The 17,389-nt window shown below is 42.7% G+C and carries 13 protein-coding genes; 8 read left to right on the top strand and 5 right to left on the bottom strand.

The window, feature by feature from the left end:
• Window positions 1–2 precede the first annotated feature (2 nt).
• The 7 genes from N773_RS0106125 (at window position 3) to N773_RS0106090 (ending at window position 4,936) form a co-directional block, all read left to right on the top strand.
• Complete coding sequence (locus N773_RS0106125) at window positions 3–431, top strand: hypothetical protein (protein WP_024856964.1); 429 nt, start codon at window positions 3–5, stop codon at window positions 429–431.
• 3 nt (window positions 432–434) lie between these two features.
• Complete coding sequence (locus tag N773_RS0106120; protein ID WP_024856963.1) at window positions 435–1,010, top strand: indolepyruvate oxidoreductase subunit beta; 576 nt, start codon at window positions 435–437, stop codon at window positions 1,008–1,010.
• Window positions 1,011–1,241: 231 nt separating this feature from the next.
• Window positions 1,242–2,555: a phenylacetate--CoA ligase family protein gene (locus N773_RS0106115; protein ID WP_024856962.1), complete on the top strand. Its 1,314-nt coding sequence runs from the start codon at window positions 1,242–1,244 to the stop codon at window positions 2,553–2,555.
• Window positions 2,552–3,055 carry a DUF1877 family protein gene (locus N773_RS0106110; RefSeq protein ID WP_024856961.1) on the top strand — a complete coding sequence of 168 codons (504 nt, stop codon included), beginning with the start codon at window positions 2,552–2,554 and terminating at the stop codon, window positions 3,053–3,055. Before N773_RS0106115 ends, N773_RS0106110 begins: the two co-directional genes overlap by 4 nt.
• A gap of 25 nt (window positions 3,056–3,080) precedes the next feature.
• Window positions 3,081–3,440 carry a hypothetical protein gene (locus tag N773_RS0106105; RefSeq protein ID WP_024856960.1) on the top strand — a complete coding sequence of 120 codons (360 nt, stop codon included), beginning with the start codon at window positions 3,081–3,083 and terminating at the stop codon, window positions 3,438–3,440.
• Between the two features lie 250 nt (window positions 3,441–3,690).
• Entirely contained in the window at window positions 3,691–4,125 is a 435-nt protein-coding gene (locus N773_RS0106100; RefSeq protein ID WP_024856959.1) for an ACT domain-containing protein, read from the top strand.
• A 640-nt stretch (window positions 4,126–4,765) separates the two neighbouring features.
• Window positions 4,766–4,936 carry a DUF362 domain-containing protein gene (locus tag N773_RS0106090; protein ID WP_024856958.1) on the top strand — a complete coding sequence of 57 codons (171 nt, stop codon included), beginning with the start codon at window positions 4,766–4,768 and terminating at the stop codon, window positions 4,934–4,936.
• A 218-nt stretch (window positions 4,937–5,154) separates the two neighbouring features.
• On the opposite strand, the gene N773_RS19855 is transcribed toward N773_RS0106090, so the two are convergent.
• Entirely contained in the window at window positions 5,155–8,007 is a 2,853-nt protein-coding gene (locus tag N773_RS19855) for a glycoside hydrolase family 9 protein (protein WP_024856957.1), read from the bottom strand.
• A 119-nt stretch (window positions 8,008–8,126) separates the two neighbouring features.
• Window positions 8,127–9,953: a glycosyl hydrolase gene (locus tag N773_RS0106080; RefSeq protein WP_242840358.1), complete on the bottom strand. Its 1,827-nt coding sequence runs from the start codon at window positions 9,951–9,953 to the stop codon at window positions 8,127–8,129.
• 961 nt (window positions 9,954–10,914) lie between these two features.
• Here N773_RS0106080 and N773_RS21100 point away from each other — a divergent pair.
• Window positions 10,915–14,643: a family 43 glycosylhydrolase gene (locus N773_RS21100; protein ID WP_024856955.1), complete on the top strand. Its 3,729-nt coding sequence runs from the start codon at window positions 10,915–10,917 to the stop codon at window positions 14,641–14,643.
• 269 nt (window positions 14,644–14,912) lie between these two features.
• Here the strand turns inward: N773_RS21100 and N773_RS0106070 are convergent, their stop codons facing one another.
• From N773_RS0106070 to N773_RS0106060, 3 genes are all read right to left on the bottom strand, one after another.
• A complete protein-coding gene (locus tag N773_RS0106070; protein WP_024856954.1) occupies window positions 14,913–15,461 on the bottom strand; it encodes a GNAT family N-acetyltransferase in 549 nt (182 codons plus the stop codon).
• Between the two features lie 280 nt (window positions 15,462–15,741).
• Window positions 15,742–16,686: a hypothetical protein gene (locus tag N773_RS0106065; RefSeq protein ID WP_024856953.1), complete on the bottom strand. Its 945-nt coding sequence runs from the start codon at window positions 16,684–16,686 to the stop codon at window positions 15,742–15,744.
• On the bottom strand, window positions 16,683–17,249 hold the full coding sequence (locus N773_RS0106060) for an RNA polymerase sigma factor (RefSeq protein ID WP_024856952.1): 567 nt from the start codon (window positions 17,247–17,249) through the stop codon (window positions 16,683–16,685). The genes N773_RS0106065 and N773_RS0106060 overlap by 4 nt, the downstream gene beginning before the upstream one ends.
• Between the last annotated feature and the right edge of the window lie 140 nt (window positions 17,250–17,389).

Genomic DNA, 17,389 nt, shown 5'->3' with positions numbered 1-17,389 from the left:
ACATGGACTATAAAGTAAATATCGTTCAGGAGATATATCATAAATTTGAAGAGTGGCTCGACAGCCTGCTCGATAATAATGATATGCCCGAAGATACAGCGGCTTATAACTTCAACCTCTACGACGAGGCGATGGAGGGCATTGTCTACGGCATACAGATAGTTGCCTGCGACAAGTTCGACCCCGATGACAAGGGCGGCGACTGGGCTTGTCATATGGTGTGGTATTCCGAGGAAGATATTTTCTGTCTTGACTTTTCCGATGAAGAGGACAGCAGCTTTGAATACGTGCAGGCAGTGTTCACGGCGTTTGTGAAGAAGTACCTCGATGAGGGAAAGCACAGAGAGCTTCTTCTTGCTTCCCGCGGGATAGGCATAGGTCATGTTGAAGGCGATCTTGATATAATATATGTTAACAATAAGGAGTTGTAATAAATGGAAACTAAGTCTATAATGATAGTCGGCGTAGGCGGACAGGGTTCGCTGCTGGCTTCAAGGATATTAGGTAATGTACTGCTCTCGCAGGGCTTTGATGTTAAGGTCAGCGAGGTACACGGCATGAGCCAGCGCGGCGGCTCGGTAGTTACCTATGTAAAATATGGCGATAAGGTATATTCGCCTGTTGTTGAAAAGGGCGAGGCTGATATCATAATCAGCTTTGAGCAGCTGGAGGCTGCAAGATATGTTCAGTTCCTGAAAAAGGGCGGTCATATCGTTACATCCACTCAGCAGATAGATCCTATGCCCGTGATCAACGGCACAGCAGTTTATCCCGATGATATCATCGGCAAACTGAAAAAGCAGGGCATCAGTGTTATCGATGTTGATGCGCTGACACTGGCTGAGCAGGCAGGTACTTCTAAGGCTTCAAACGTTGTCCTGATGGGCGTTGTATCCATGAAAATGGATTTCTCCGAGGACGTATGGCAGGCAGCACTTGAAAACTGCGTACCCGCTAAATTCCTGGAGCTGAACAAGAAGGCTTTTGCTCTTGGCAGAGCAGCAGTCTGAATAATATTATCGGATAATTGCAGTCATTTTTCGTAAAGCTTTGACTGCTCAGGTAAACGGCATAAGTTTCGGAAAATTCGGCATTTGTTCGGATAAAGAGAGATTATGTCGTTTACTAAAAACCAAAGCGATTTAGCGGTTTAAAATATCAAATTTCAAATGGAAATAATCGGTAATTTATGGTATGGCATGGAACGTTCATACATATCTTACCAGAAGGAGTTGAAACCAATGGCTGAGAAGATCTATTGGAACAAGGATATCGAGACTATGGAACTCGATAAAATGAAGGCTCTCCAGAGCGAGAGACTTGTCAAGCAGGTAAGACACGTATGGGATCATGTTCCTTACTATCGTGACCTGATGGAGAAGAAGGGAGTTACTCCCGATGATATTAAGAGCATCGATGACCTGCACAAGCTGCCATTCATATCTAAGGCTGACCTGAGGGATAATTATCCAGACGGTCTGCTGGCAGTACCCAAATCTGAGTGTGTTCGTATACACGCAACAAGCGGTACAACAGGCAAGAGAGCGATTGCTTTCTATACCCAGAACGATGTTGATATCTGGGAAAACTGTGTAGCACGTGCTATCACAGCAGCAGGCGGCACTAAGGATGATGTTGTCCATGTTGCTTACGGCTATGGTCTGTTCACAGGTGGTCTGGGACTTCACGGCGGATCTCATAAGGTCGGATGTCTGACACTGCCTGTTTCTTCGGGCAATACCGAGAGACAGATACAGTTCATGCAGGATCTTGGTTCTACTATTCTCTGCTGTACACCTTCCTATGCGGCATACATTGGCGAGACTTTGCAGGAAATGGGTCTTACTCCCGATGATATCAAGCTCAAGGCAGGTATCTTTGGTGCAGAGCCCTGGACAGAGGAGATGCGCAAGCAGATCGAAGAGAGCCTCGGTATAAAGGCATATGATATCTATGGTCTTACTGAGACTTCCGGTCCCGGTGTGGCTTTTGAATGTGAAGAACAGACAGGTATGCACATAAACGAAGACCACTTCATCGCTGAAATAATCGATCCCGATACCGGTGAGGTACTTCCCGAGGGTGAAAAGGGCGAGCTGGTGTTCACAAGCATCACCAAGGAAGCTTTCCCTCTGCTGAGATACCGCACAAGAGACATCTGCATTCTCAACCGCAAAAAATGTTCCTGCGGCAGAACACTCATCAAGATGTGCAAGCCCATGGGCAGAAGCGATGATATGCTGATAATCAAGGGCGTAAACGTATTCCCGTCCCAGATCGAGACCGTTCTGCTGAAGGACTTCAAGGCTCAGCCCAACTATCAGATCGTAGTTGACAGAATAGGTAATGCAGATACCTTTGAGATCAAGGTAGAACTGACAGACGATATGATCGGTGATACCATCAAGTCCGTATCTGAACTTGAAAAGAAGCTCAGCGCTGATATCGTACAGATACTCGGCATAAAGGCTAAGATAAGCCTTGTTGAGCCTAAGAGCATCCCACGTTCAGAGGGTAAGGCTGTCAGAGTTATCGACAAGAGGAAACTGGTATGAGTTGTCTGGGTGTGCTTTTTGCAGTCCCCGAAGATGTTGTCAGAAAACTCGGAGATATGCTATTGGAAGAACGCCCCGAATATATATCCGAGGAACTGGAGGAGGAGTATTTCGAGGAATATCCAGAGCGTACTTATGAACTCGACAAGTCCTGGGATGCTATGCACCGCTTGCTGACAGACGGAACGCTTTCCTTTGGCGGCGAAGAACCTCTTGCAAAGGCTGTGCTTGGCGGTGAGGTACTTTATTTCGATGAAGATCACGATGACTACATCATTACAGCTAAAACTCCCGATGAAGTCAGAAAAGTATATGAAGCTTTGCAGGGTCTTGAAGACAGTGAGATCAGGCGCAGATACTTTGCTATCCCTGCCGATGAGTACGAAGACAAGGGCGAAGAAGACTACGAGTATACGCTGGAATATCTGCAGGATAGTCTTAGTTTTTGGAGATATGCGGCAGAACATGGTCTGTGGGTGCTTTTTACAGCCGACCAATAGAAAGAGATATTAAGGAGACGATTGAATGATCTTAGGTATAGGGGCGGCAGTGTATGCGATACTGTTCTTTCTGATGCGCAAAGATATTCTTGGAAATGGCGCGAAAGGCATCAGAGTATCCGCTTTCCTTGCTGTGATTATATCCATGGTCTGTTGGGTGGTCAATTCCGCAATTTTGGGAAACACTGATCTTTACTCTGCGACCAATTATAGGATCACTGACTATGATCCTGTAAATTTTCCTGCTTTAGTTGTGATATTTTTAGGCACTTTTATAGGTCTTACAGCATCTACAGTTGAAATGGTAACTAAGAGAAAAGCTGATAACCGCAGGATGTTAAAAGAGATGGAGAAGCTTGAAAAAGACGATCTAAATAATCGATAAACAGCTTGCAGATCTTGTGCAATCATCACATCTAACGCTCCGTATATTTGTTGATAATCACATCAAAAAAATCAATCTCCGAAACGTATATATTATGTGAGCGGCAGGTAGCCGCAGAACTGATACAAAACTATTACGGAGAGAACAACAATGATGTGATTTCACGGCGTTGCTGTTTACTATTAAAAGAACGGAGCAGCATAATAAAGACTATCAAAAAAAACGATAAACAAGAAAGAAGGTTAGAACAATGACTATAAAGCAGTTATCTATATTTGTTGAAAACAAGCCCGGCAGACTGTCGGACGTTACACATACCCTCAAAGACGGCAATATCAATATCCGAGCTATAACTACTGCTGACAGCAGTGATTTCGGTATCCTCAGACTTATCGTTGATGATACCGACAAGGCTATCGAGTGCCTGAAAGAGGCTGATTACCTGGTAAAGGTAACAAATGTCATCGCAGTTACCGCTGAGGACAAGCCGGGCGGAATGGCTTCTATCATGAAGACCCTTTACAAGGCTAACATCAGTGTTGAGTATATGTACTCCGCTTTTCTGAATCCCTCCGAGGTAACAGCCTGCCTTATACTCCGCGTTGACAGCAACGAAAATGCTATCGAGGCGCTGACCGATGCAGGTTACAGACTTCTTGCCGCTGACGAACTTACAAAGTTCTGATGTGAAGAAAGGGTCTGATTTTAATTGAAAAAAAGAATATTTGCGCTGATCACCGTTTTAGTTTTGATCACAGTTACAGCTATGCCTGTATACGCCGATATGGGTCCCAAGCCCAGCATTGATCTTACAGTGAAAAATACTCCCGATGAGGATACCTAGAAGGAAGAGGCGCACGCTATGCGATCGTTGCAAATATTCTAAGCTTTGTGCTGAGTTTGCCTATGTGGTTCATTTTAGAGTTTTTTTCAGGATAAGCATATAGTTTACAGGTGCTTCCGTATTAGGGAGCACCTGCTTTTTGTGTGAATAAAATGTTAATCGAAGCTAACATTTATCTTCCTAATATGCTCGAAAACCAACGGGATATATAGGTTTTATTGAATTTGCAATTCACATCATTTATCTCAAATATTACGTATTTACTGTGTATTTTTAGCTTTCGCAGGCAGTAATGCAATTATAAAAATGATATTATATCAGACTAACTATTGAATTGGTTAGCCGCAACTAATCGTTTATTAATATTTCATTAAATTTTCATAAAATCCCTTGACTATTCGTGAAAATGTGCTATTATATATTATGGAGAACGGAAAAGAAGGCTGTTTCTCCGTTAAGGATTTCAAGGAGGTATATTACTATGGCTTATAAGATCAGTGAAGATTGCATCGGTTGCGGCGCTTGCGCTGCTGAATGTCCTGTTGGCGCTATTTCCGAGGCTGATGGCAAGTATGCTATTGACGCATCTGCTTGTCTGGATTGCGGCGCTTGTGCAGGTACTTGCCCTGTTGGTGCTCCTCAGGCTGAGTAATTATTGCAAAAATAATATCCGTTCCGTTTGGAGCGGATATTTTTTTGTCTGTATATTGCGCAATTTAATGATTTTACTATAAACAAGGAAAACGAGCCTGTCTGTTTTTATCGGATAGGCTCGTTATTATATCTCGAATTATTTCGTATTTCGGTTATTAATTTTAGTGCAGCAAAAAACGGCAGTTTCCGAAGAAACTGCCGTTAAAGATCATTCTATTACCTTACAGTAACTTTTATATAGTTCTTAACAGGATTATTAGGTGTCCATTCGCCGTTGACCTTAGCTGCGATTGCGACCCTATAGGTCATGCCGGGTGTCAGGTTCTTGGGAGTGATGTAGCTGAGAGTAGATGCAGGTATCTTGGATGTCTGAACTCTCCACTTACCAGCAAGATATACAGCTATGCCGTAGTTAGTAGCGCCCTTTACAGGTGACCAGCTGAATCTTATCTGGTGATACTGTTCGCTGTATTCTACTTTAACATTGATCACAGGATCATTTGTAGAACTGCTCTCTGTCTTTGTTTTAAAGGTTATAGCCTTTGAGAAATCTCCGCTGTAGCTTCCGTTCTTATTTGCAAGAACAGCTACCTTGTAGCTTGTGCCTGCCTTCAGACCGCTGAAGTTGTAGGAAGTACTTGCTGTTTCAGCAAGCTTGGACCACTTGCCGTTGGTGTAACCGAATACGCCGTACTTGGAAACACCGTCAACACTGTTCCAGCTGATGGAAGCAGTAGAAGTAGTGGTGGATTTGCAGGTAACGGTAGGTTCGGTAGTTTCTTCAGGCTCGTCAAATTCAGGCTTTGAACCGTCAGGCTCAATACCGCCAACAAGCTTATCTCCGCTGTATACGCAGATATTCTCTGTCTTGACTTCTGTACCTGTTGCGAAGAATGCATCATCTACCTCATAGATCTTGAGATCCTTGTAGCTTGGGTCATCGGTAGGATCCCAATTGTCACCGTAGTAAAGACCAACAGTGAACTGATACTTCTTGCCTGAGTTTGCGATGTTGTAATCGTCCCACTTGATCTCGGCATAGTACATATCGTTCATCTTGTCGTACTTGTAAGGACCGCTGATTGTACCGTTAGCGGGAGCGGCTTCTACAGCAGCCTGATCGTAAAGCTCGGAAACCTTGATATTGTTGGGGTCTTTCATACCCTTTGTGCTGAAGTAGTAACGTACTGTAAGATCTTCAACCTTCTTGGTGGAAGCAGTCATTACATAAAGGGAAACCTTGGTAACGCCTGCGCCGTCAGAATGGAGATCATCGATACCGCAGGCTGTTACCCAACACTCATTGCTGGTCGAACCGCCGTTGGAGCCCGAGAATGTAGGCTTGGGAGGGAAGTTCTTGGTAGGAGCCATCTGAGAAGTACCGTAGTACTTGTAAAGACCTGCGCTTGCGCCTACGAAAGCTGCGTTGTAGTCGATAGTAACTTCGTTGTAGATCCAGTCTTTGGTTATATCATTGTGACGATCCTGATTGTCGGGACCACCTGCAAGTGCGCCAAAGAGTACATATCTCTGGGGATCGGGATCTTCACACTTGGTAAGACCTGAACTTGCTCTGTGGTGAGGATACTGTACAGAATTCTCGTTGAAGCCTACGATGAAGCTTCTGCTTCCGTGAAGTTCGTCATCGCTCCATGGCTTAGGCTCACCGTTCTTCTCAGCTGCATTGTTTTCCTCGATACGCTCAAGATAGGTGATATCATTGTTGCCCATGATGTATTCCATCTGGCTCTTAGCCCAGTCACTGTACTTATTGGGCTTATCACCGTTGTACTTGGTGTATACCAGTGCTTCCAGCTGTGCAGCAGTGTTGTAACGTGCACTGCCCCATGTATCCAGCCACCAGTAACCCTGAGGTGTTACTTTACCTACGCCGCCTGTCATATAATTATTTATAGCCTTCTCAACAGACTCCCAGCAGTTCATCTGCTCATAGGGGCTCTTGTTTGCAGCTTTTTTGAATTCCTCAATGAAATCGGGATAAACGTATTCGCCCTTGGTGTAAGGAGTATCTCTGCATATCTCACCGAGTACGCACTGTACTCCGCCCCATACGTCGTTCCAGCAGTGTACATAGCAGGGTGCTGCATAGAAGTCATAGTTGGGGTAGATCTCTTCGAGATACATATGATCGCCGGTTATCTTGTATAGCCAAGCAGCAGCCCAGCAGTAATCGTCTTCCCATTTGCCGGATCTGTAATAGCCCTTAGGACCGTCGCCGTTATCGGAAAGATCCTTAGGATTATCCATAGCGAACTTGAAGAGTGCCTTTGCGTATTTAAGGCTCTTCTGAGCATAGGTCTTGTCAGTGTCCTTGAAGTTCAGATAGTTGATAGCCAGCGAAGCTGCAGCAGATGCTGCATAGTCAGTCTGAGGCTTCTCGGGTGTCAGGAAGAATGCAGATCTTGCCATTTCGTCCATCTCGGGTGAATTCCAGAAACTGTGATCCAGATCACCATCACCTACCTGATAGCAGTGAAGAACGACATCACCGTTCTTGTCAAGGAAAGTACACTTCATAAGGTAGTCGTTGAAATGACGAAGTATGGTCTCGATGTGATCCTGTTCACCGATCTTGATGTAAGAATCACGGAATTCGTAATAACCCCAGCCAACTGTTGAAGCGGCATAGTTCTCGGGCATACCGAATTTAACGTGGTCACCTGCATCGTGGTAACCGCCTGCTACATCAACATAGCCGTCACCGTCGGGGTCAAGAAGACTCTTGTACTTCTTGATCTGTGATTCGGTCAGGTTTACACCTTCCCAGTCCTCGATTGGGTGGAGCGGAACTTTTGAATCATAGGTATGACAATTTCCTCTCCATTCAAAGCGGTTGTTTCCTTCAACGTCATCACCGCACATATTTGCATCGTAGAAGTACATAGAGTACTGCAATGCTCTTGCGAAGTCGTACTTGACGCTTGAAGAATTGGCAAGTGCATCCTTGAGCTCATCAGCTGCATGAACAGCAGGGGCAAAGTATGCCGCCTGACTCAGCACGAGAGACGCACTTGCTGCTGCTGCCAGCAGCCTGTTTCTTAACTTCATGATATTCTCCTCCTCAAAAGATTTTATATTCTGAATCAACAGCACTATCATAAAAGAAGAGCTTTTCCTGATTTACGGTAAAAGTATGGGGCTTTCTTCGCAGATATTGTTATTGATTATCAGACGTTGAATGATTTGATGATACCTGCCGTGTACTTCTGTATATCAATGGCATCAAGTTCGGTCAGACCATCATCGCTGTTATTGACATCGGCATTTTTCAGACCCTGTGCTGATATAGTATACTTTTTAGGAGCAGCAAGATACTGCTTTACAAGCACAGCATCGGATATATCAACTTCTCCGTCACAGTTTGCATCACCGTAAAGCGCTTTAGCCTTTGCAGTCGTGCTTTCTGCTATAGGATAAGTTTTCAGATTGGGAAGCTCATCGAGAGTTATACAATATTCACTTGTATAAACGTCGATGAGATTATCTACAGGATTGTTTTGTTCACTTGTAAGGTAGTTCATATACCAGGGGCAGAAATAGAGCCAGTGAGCCTTTTCATTCACAAGATTTTCGATAGAAGGTATAGAGTCATTTTCAGACATAGTTACCATCTTTTGACCATCGGTACTCTGGACAAGGCTGTAGAATGTTGCGGAGATAGCGCTGAGATTAGGCAGACCGTCTTTGGCGTTGTACTTGTCGCAGCCAACGATATCAACTACATCATCACCAGGATACCATTCCGATGCAGCAGGTGAAGTTGAACCTGTCCATATCCAGATAAGGTTATCCAGACCGTATACATTTGTAAGCTGATCATAAAGCAGACGGTAGAGCTTCTTGCAGGGTTCTGCACCCTCTGCACCCCACCAGAACCAAGCACCCTCGGCTTCGTGGAGAGGTCTCCACAGAACAGGAACATCGGCATCTTTCAGCTTTTTAAGTTCTCCTGCGATAAGCTTTATATCAGCCATGAGAACTTCATTTTCCCATGTACCTTCCTCAAGGGCTTTTGTTATGCTGAAAGTTGTATATTTATCACTTGCGGATTTAACATAGAACGCAATATCGCTGCTGCCTTTTTCGCAGGGAACGTTCCAGTGCCATGTCATAGTTACGATGCCGTGATACTTGTTTGTCCACTCGATAGCACGCTCGGGAGCATCATCTCTCCATGTGGAGGAGGTGCTGTATGCAAGCAGATCGATACCGCGTATCGCTGGCTGTTTACCTGTCTTGTCGAGGATATACTCAAATTCTGCTTCGTTGTCCTTTATAAATACATCGGGACTGTTCCATGAATTATAGTTGTGAGAACCGCAGTACTCCTGCTGACCTGCGATTATATGTTTGCCATACTGGTCACGCAGATAGCTGTAGAGACGCTTTGTGGAATCCGAAGCATTAGGATTTGAAAGTTCGGTTGTCGGTGAAAGGTTTGCGATATGTTCTGGAGCAGGTTCTACCTTTAAATAGTCAAAATAAGTATAGCCCCAGTATCCTTCTAGCTCGATGGTATTCTTTCCCTTGTTCAGCAGAACGATTCCGCCCGAAACTTCTCCGAAAGATTCGTTGTACGGAAAAGTCAGTTCTCCCTGATTAACACCGTTTACGTTGAGATACTGTACTTTTCTGTTTCTGTCGCTCGGCTGACAGTAGCAGAAAGTCAGCTGATAAAGACCTTTTTCGGGTGCGTTGACTTCAACGCTGACAGTAGTACCTTTCTGGTCGAGATAGGAGAAACCTTTTCCCGAGAAATTCGATAGGTCGGTAGCATCGCTCCAGTCTCCTCCGCGTTTAAGACCCTCAGTTCCGTTGGAAAATATCTTTCCGCCGGATGTTTTGCCGTTTTCAAATTCGTAGATCTGAACGTTTCCGCCTGCTGCTGTAACAGGATAAGTTACGGCAGAAGGTACAACAGCCGAGGCAGCTATGATAGCCGCTACTACTGCTGACACTGTTTTTAATACTTTCTTTCTCATCTTCATTTTCATTCATCCCTTCAGAGCACTTGTGTCTGAGATGCTTAAATTATCTTAATCGAAATAATTTAATTAATCTACAGACAAATCATACCATGTAAACTCCATACTATAATATATCACGTTTCGGGGCAAATTGCAATAGTTTCCACAAAAAATTAAATATTTAATATTGCTGATTTAAAAATATTCCAGTCAAAAGTTGCGAATGCTGTAGATCCAATATTTTTTTTCTTGATTTAGAATGCTTAATGCGGCAGTTAAGCTGAGGTGACAACTTAGTATTATAGAATATGTTAATCAGGTGATGTGCCAAAGGTTAATAATAGTAAAAATGTTACGTACAGATATTATTGACAAAATCTGGAATAATATATCATAAATTGAAACCCAGATATCACAAATGCATATCAAAAAATTAATCTACAAATATAATAAAAAATAACACTTGACAACAAATGATGTCTGTGCTATAATTTTTAACAATAACAATAGCGTATACGAAAATAATATGTATAATGGCTGTGTTTAGGAGAAAATGACAAAATTATATGGACTATTCGGCAATTGGATAAGCTCCGATAATATAATTGACAATGTCTGTTTCAGAAAAAACGAATATAAAAATATTAGTCTGGATATAAGAATATTATTGTATTTTAATGTCATGGCGTAAATACTAAAACTGATATATCGGCTTGAAAAAGCGCCATTACTCGTTAATATTTACGCGCTTAATAAAAAGTCTTATATATTGAGTGTTGTCTGATTAGTATACATGACAAATTCCTAAAGATACCTGAGTTATATTATCAGCATATCTTTATGTTGAAAACGGATATTCATTCGGCATATCACGCAGCCATACCTTAATCAAATCGATAGAGTGCACAAGGAATGCACTTTACGAACAGAAGGACACTTCTGTATAATATGAAATATGGGAGACCAATACAGATTGGAGGAAGACGTTATGTCAAGATCGAAGACGATCACCAAAAGATTATTGTCAGTACTGTCATCAGCGGCACTGGCAGCTTCTTGCTTTGCAGCTGCAGGTGGAGCGATACCGGCTGTGACAGCAACCGCTCTTGAAGCGGGACAGGTAGCAAACCCCGTGATATGGGCAGATGTTCCTGACCCTGATATCATCAGAGTAGGAGATACTTACTACATGGTAAGTACCACAATGTTCTTCACGCCTGGCGTTCCTGTAATGAAATCGAAAGACCTTGTTTCATGGGAGATATGCTCTTATGTATATGATACCATGGCTGACGGTGCTAAACAGACCCTCTCAAACGGTCAGCACGATTACGCTCACGGTTCATGGGCGGCGAGTCTCAGGTATAACAAGGGAACATTCTATGTATTTTTTGGAAGCTACGGCACGAATAAATCCTACATATACAAGACTAACAATATCGAAAGCGGCAACTGGACAAAGAGCGAGATAAGCGGAATGTACCACGATGCTTCGATACTTTTCGATGATGACGGAAGGAACTATCTCGTTTATGGCGGCGGCGGAGAGATCAAGATCAAGGAACTCAATTCCCAGATGACAGGTTTTGCATACGGCGCTCAGGAACGCACCATAATCAAAACTGGTCTTTCTGGACTAGCGGGTGAAGGTTCACACATCCAGAAGATTAACGGTTACTATTATGTCTTCCTGATAGCATGGCCAAACGGCAGCGGAAGAACAGAGCTTTGCTATAGAAGCAAGAGCTTGACCGGTTCATTTGAAGGCAAGACTGTACTCAATTCTGGTCTGGGAACTTACGGCTCTGGCGTAGCTCAGGGCGGCATAGTTGATACTCCCGACGGAAACTGGTACGGTCTTCTCTTCCAGGATCACGGTGCAGTAGGACGTATACCTGTTCTTGTACCTGTTACATGGCAGAACAACTGGCCTATGATGGGTGTTAACGGAAAGGCTCCCGTGGTACTTGATATGTCGGGAAATCATACAGGTACACAGCTTGCTAAAGATGATGAGTTCAGTTACAGCTCCAACAAGCTTAAACTTGAATGGCAGTGGAACCATAATCCCGATAATAATTACTGGTCTGTTACCGAAAGACCGGGCTGGCTCCGCCTTAAAAACGGATACACAGCAAAGAGCATTATCCATGCCAGAAATACCCTGACCATGAGGACAGAAGGTCCGTCATGCTCAGGTGTCATAAAGATGGATGTTTCTCACATGAAGCCGGGAGACTATGCAGGTCTTTCCGCTTTCCAGTATAATTACGGAAATGTCGGTGTACGTGTTACCGACAGCGGTGAAAAGAAGATCTACATGGCTACAAACGGCAATTATAACGGCAACAGCGATGTAATGAACAGTTCGGACAAGATCCAGGAAGAAGTATCTCTCAGCAGTAACACAGTATACCTCAAGACTGATTTCCAGTTTAATACCGTTGACAGCAACTACAATGTATCAAATAATATCGATAAGGTAAACTTCTACTACTCTCTCGATGGCGCTAACTGGAAAAAGATCGGCACACAGGTTGGTATGACCTATGACCTGAAACTTTTCACAGGTTACAGAAATGCTATTTACAGCTATGCTACAAAATCCACAGGCGGTTATGTAGATGTAGACTATTTTGACTACGAGCGTGCAGAGTGGAATGCGCCTTCGATTGTTGAACCCGATGCTGATGGCTACTGGATACATGATACTTTTGAAAGCGGAACAGATAAATGGTCTGCAAGAGGAAGCTGTACAGCTTCTGTCAGCTCGAATTCAAAACTTAGCGGTTCTAAGTCACTCAGTTTCTCCGGAAGAACATCTACATGGAACGGCGGACAGAGATCCCTGAGTACAAGTACATTTATACCAGGAAAGAGCTACGCATTCAGTGCCTGCTTTACAAATCTTGATGGTTCTGACACTACCGAATATAAACTAACATTGCAGTACGATCTGAACGGTGAGACTAATTATGCAAAGATAGCTCAGGCTACAGGCAACCGCGGCAAATATGTTCAGCTCTACAACTCCGCATATACTATCCCCTCGGGAGCTACAAACCTTGTACTTGTGGCAGAGACTACTGAAGACACCTGTGATTTCTATTTAGATGAAGTTATCGTAGCACCTGCAGGAACAAAGATTACCGCATCAGGCACCTCAACTGCACAGACAGTTTCAAGCACCTATCTGTTCCACGATACTTTTGAAAACGGTACAGATGACTGGTCAGCTAGAGGCGGCTGTACAGCCGAGACAAGTTCCGATACAAAGTATAAGGGTACCAGGTCACTGAGCCTTTCGGGAAGAACCTCTGCATGGCACGGCGGAATGAAAACACTGAGCACAAGTACATTCGTGCCCGGCAAGAGTTACGCATTCAGTGCCTGCTTTACAAATATACAGGGTTCAGATCCTACAGAATTCAAACTCACATTGCAGTACGACCTGAACGGTGAGACAAAGTATGACAAGATAGCTCAGACTTATGCAAACCGCGGTGAGTATGTTCAGCTCTACAACGCTAAATATACTATACCTTCGGGTGCTGAAAATCTTGTTCTCATAGCTGAGACTACTGAGGAGACCTGCGATTTCTTTATAGATGAAGTTATTGCCGCTCCCGCAGGAACAAAGATCGACGGACCAAAGTCAAATGTAGTTATTGCAAAGGGTCCTGCAAGAGGCGACATTGACCTCGATGGCGAGATCACAGTTATGGATCTTGTTGAACTCAAGAGAGGTATTTCCAAGGGATTTGTAAACGATACTTCCAAGAAGAATGCAGATATCGATCAGAGCGGTACTATCGACAAAAATGATGTATCTTACCTTGAGTCATATCTTTTAGGCAAGATCACAGAATTCCCTGAGTTAAAACCCGAAAAAGAACCTTACAAATACAACTCAAATCTCCAGTACAAAGAAGCTCCGAGCAGCTACTTCAAACAGCCCTCAAAGCACGGTACCGTTGTCAAGGAATACTATAACGGCATCAACGGAAACAATGTTATGAACGTGTATCTGCCCTATGGCTATGACAAATCGAAGAAGTACAATGTCTTCTATCTGATGCACGGTGGTGGAGAAAATGAGAATACCTGCTTCAACGATACTTCCATCGAGATCGACCTTATGCTGGACAATATGATCGCAAACGGTGATATCGAACCGATGATCGTTGTAACTCCTACCTTTAATAAGGCTTCCAGCGCTGATGGAGTATGGGACGAAATGCGCAGGAGCATCATACCGTATGTTGAAGGCAAGTATTCCACCTACGCTAACGGCAATACCAGCATCAGTAGCCTGAAAGCCTCCAGATATCACCGTGCATACGGCGGATTCTCAATGGGCGGCGGTTCAACATGGGCAAACTTCAATAACAACCTTGATATCATTGCATACTTCATGCCCCTGTCAGGTCACTGCTGGGACGGTGCAGGAAAAGTTTTGAGTTCGGCAAGAAATTCCGGATTTAAGAAAAATGAGTACTTTGTTCTTGCAGCAACCGGTACCAAGGATATCGCATATGAAAACATGGTTCCGATGATAAACGAGCTTAAAAAGAATACCGATGTATTTACTTACACAAGTGACTTCTCAAAGGGTAATCTTTACTTCCTTGAAGCGCCCAACAATACCCACTGGTGGGGCTATGTAAGACATTACATCTATGATGCTCTGCCTTATTTCTTCCATGAGGGTCAGTGATACATTTTAGTGCAAGGTTTTTAAGAATAGCTTTATCCCTATATGGTGTGCTATAACAGAAAGGCAGTCACATTCTGGTGTGACTGCCTTTTCGCTTTTTGGGTTTTTTGGGTTTATATTTATTACGTGATCGTTTTTTATTGTAAATCGAAAAACACATGTGATATCTTTAAATATTCACTCGAATTATATAATCGAGCAGATTACAGCAGAAAAAAACAGCGATATGTCTTATGTCTGGCATGTCGCTGTTATTATGGTATTTTTATTCAATCATCAAGTATCTTAAATGTGAATAAAAGCATACGCAATCCGCCGAAAGATATCATCAATTTGCGATATTCTTCATTGGAAACTCTGCCGCCGATGCCCATAAGGTCGTAGATGACATTTGCTTCCTGCATTTTCTGACCTGTTCTCACAAAACCCGCGCGTTCGTAAAATCGAAGCCTGTTCACACGCTGCTGATAGTTTTCATACTTCTTTTCGACTTCCTCAATAGCAAGAAACAGCCGTCTTCCGCCGTATTTTTTACGAGCCGCTTTTAGTATCGCTGTGCCGTATCCTTTCCCGCGCTGATCATCATCAACGGCAAAATAGAATACATAACTGATGTCGAGATAATTCACAGTATACAGAAAACCTATCCATTTATCGCCGTCACGACAGCTGAAAAAATTAACATTCGGTTTTTTAGCGCCCCTTACAAGTATCCTGAAAGGTGCGCGTTCATCTGAGGGAAAAGCTGTATTATAAAGACGCTCGATTTTTTCAAGATCGGATTTGTCGCGTTTTATGTTTATCAGTCTGATATTCATGGCTGTCACCTGCTTTATGTTTTATTATACTTATAGTGTTAAAAATCTTCATTAAAGAAGTCAGTATCTATTCTTTTTACTTTGTACGTAGATATAGTCGAAACACCGAGATCGAATTCTAATTATTATATACAGTATATCATCATAAAATAATAAAGTCAACGGGTTTATACTTTATTTTAGATCATTGCTATGTTATATAGTGGGATTTAAGCTATCAGTATGTGTCTGTTTACGCTTATAAGGAAACCGACGAACAAAATAGTTCGCCGGTCACTTTTTATTTAACTTCTCTGAACAATATTTCATCATTCAGAAAATCACCTATCTTTACTTCGTTATATTCACTGATCTCAACTATGTTGAAAAACCAACCGCCTCCAAGTGGTCTGGTTCTTTCAGGACTGCGATCATATATCTGAGCGGATGTTTCTATTTTATCACTCAGAAAACTGTTCCTTTTTAAAAGTTTCATATTATTTGATGTAACAGACCAATTACCGAGCATACGTATTGTTTCTTCTTCATCTGTATAATATCCTATTTGTGAGAACCAAATATGTCTTCCGTCATTATCTTTAAATTCTCTGACTTCAAGATTCGGTTTGAATGATATATCAAAAGATAATCCATTAAACAGATCGGTATCATTTTTCCTGTCATCAAATGTCATAATGTATTCTTTTTCAGTATCAATATCGCACACAAAAAGATCTTTCTGCAAGGAGTACTGAGTATCTGTACACACAGCAAAGCTTACTGTTCCTCCGCCTTCAAGAAATTCTTTGTCTACATTGGAGATATTATCTTTTTTTTCGGCTATATACATATCAAAAAAAGGTGTATCTTCGATATAGTCTAAACCTTCGCTGTCAAGACCCTCAACAGTCAGTACCATACTGCCGATATTTCCGTCAGAAAGGATGGTGTCTAATGTGATGCGCAAATGTTCGTTCTCGCTAACATAATTCAGTGCAAGACCTTTGTTTTCGAGATAATCTGCGGTGTTCTCATCAAAGTATTCCCTCACTGCTGCTTTGTGTTCAAACTGAGTATACACAGCCCCCGCAGGTATCGCCAGAGCCACAGCGGCGGCTATACCGATAACGAACCTTTGGAGTGTTTTTGTGTTTGAACCGTGCTTTATGATACGCTCTCTTTTTGCTGATATAACGAATCTGTCTTCTATTCCGTTCATTGATCTCAATATATCATTTCCGTTCATGGCTGTACTCCTTTCTTCTCTAAAAATTTCCTGAGCTTTGCTCTTGTTCTGTGAAGAGTAGTTTTGATCTTGCTTGTTGTGAAGCCTGTTTCGCTTGCTATCTGCTCCACACTTTCTCCGAACCAGTACCTCTTGACAAATATATCGCATTTATCCCGAGGCAGTGTGTCCAGAAACTCGTTCAGCAACGCTGAAATAAATTTGTCATCGGTTGAAGAACTTTTGCTTGGATCGGGTATGCACTCTTCCATTTCATGGGTGAGTTCAACAAGTTGTGCCGAGCGTTTTGCCGTCTGCTGTTTCTCAATAATGTTGTATGCTGTGCATCGGCATAGCCTGGCAAGGTAAGAAAATAGATCATCGGGCTTTTGCGGCGGAATAGAATTCCATGCTTTTAAATATGTATCATTAACACATTCCTCAGCGTCACGTATATCGCTTAAAAATCTCTTTGCAAGTCCCATAAGCCTTTTGCCGTAGTGTTTCTCTGTACATTCGATTGCTGATCTATCTCTTGATAGAAACATTTCTACGATCTGATAATCATTTTTATATTCGTCCATTGGCAAACCTCCTTTCTTTCTTCACTATGATAATCAGGAAATGATTTGAAAAGGTTACACTTTTCAGAATAATTTTCTATGAATTCTGAAAGCTGATCAATAGTTTTTTTGAAAAATATATGTGTCGCAGTCTGACATTT

Origin of the sequence: Ruminococcus albus AD2013 (assembly GCF_000526775.1) — a bacterium.
Taxonomy (GTDB): domain Bacteria; phylum Bacillota; class Clostridia; order Oscillospirales; family Ruminococcaceae; genus Hominimerdicola; species Hominimerdicola alba_A.
Note: the sequence above shows the minus strand (reverse complement) of the source record. Positions and strands in the feature narration are given on the sequence as shown.